At 46.3% G+C, this 1170-nt stretch carries 1 pseudogene; it reads left to right on the top strand.

The annotated features are described in order from the left end of the window. Window positions 1–1170: pseudogene (gene tuf / locus JCM7501_RS13355) on the top strand (elongation factor Tu); the annotation flags it as partial.

Here is a 1170-nt window from a genome sequence, read left to right as displayed (position 1 = left end):
CCGCATGTAAATGTAGGGACGATAGGGCACGTAGACCATGGTAAGACGACATTGACAGCGGCGATAACGATGGTATTATCGAATGCGGGGTTAGCAGAGAAGAAAGGATATGACGAGATAGACAAGGCACCGGAGGAGAGAGCAAGGGGAATAACAATAAACACGACTCACGTAGAATATGAGACAGAGAAGAGGCACTATGCGCATGTAGACTGTCCAGGTCACGCGGACTACGTAAAGAACATGATAACAGGTGCAGCACAGATGGACGGAGCGATATTGGTAGTATCAGCAGCAGACGGTCCGATGCCACAGACGAGGGAGCACATATTATTAGCGAGGCAGGTAGGAGTGCCATATATAGTAGTATTTTTAAACAAGGCAGACATGGTAGACGATGCAGAATTAATAGAGCTGGTAGAGATGGAAGTAAGGGAGTTATTAAACGAATATGAATTTCCTGGGGATGACACACCGATAGTAGTAGGTTCAGCATTAAAGGCATTAGAATGTGGATGTGGCAAGAGAGAATGCGAATGGTGCGGGAAGATATGGCAGTTAATGGATGTAGTAGACGAATATATACCGACACCGGAGAGGGACATAGACAAGCCATTTTTAATGCCAGTAGAGGACATATTTACAATAACGGGAAGAGGGACAGTTGCGACAGGGAGAGTAGAGAGAGGCAAAGTAAAAGTAGGGGACGAAGTAGAGATAATAGGGCTTACGACAGAATCTAAGAAGACAGTAGTGACAGGGGTAGAGATGTTCAGGAAGACGATGGACGAAGCGCAAGCAGGGGACAACATAGGAGTGTTATTAAGAGGGATACAGAGGGACGAAGTAGAGAGAGGGCAAGTATTGGCGAAGCCAGGGACGATAAAGCCGCACATGAAATTTGAGGGGCAGGTATACGTATTGACGAAGGAAGAAGGAGGAAGCATACACCATTTTTCAATGGATACAGGCCACAATTTTACTTTAGGACGACAGACGTAACAGGGACGATACAGTTACCAGAGGGAGTAGAGATGGTGATGCCGGGGGACCACGTAACGATAAAAGTAGAGTTAATAACACCGATAGCGATGGAAGAAGGTTTGAAGTTTGCTATAAGAGAAGGCGGCCGTACAGTAGGTGCTGGCGTCGTGTCAGCTATCATAGAGT

Source organism: Thermoanaerobacter thermocopriae JCM 7501 (assembly GCF_001310975.1).
Classification (GTDB): Bacteria; Bacillota; Thermoanaerobacteria; order Thermoanaerobacterales; family Thermoanaerobacteraceae; genus Thermoanaerobacter; species Thermoanaerobacter thermocopriae.
This window is presented reverse-complemented; position numbering and strand designations above follow the sequence as displayed.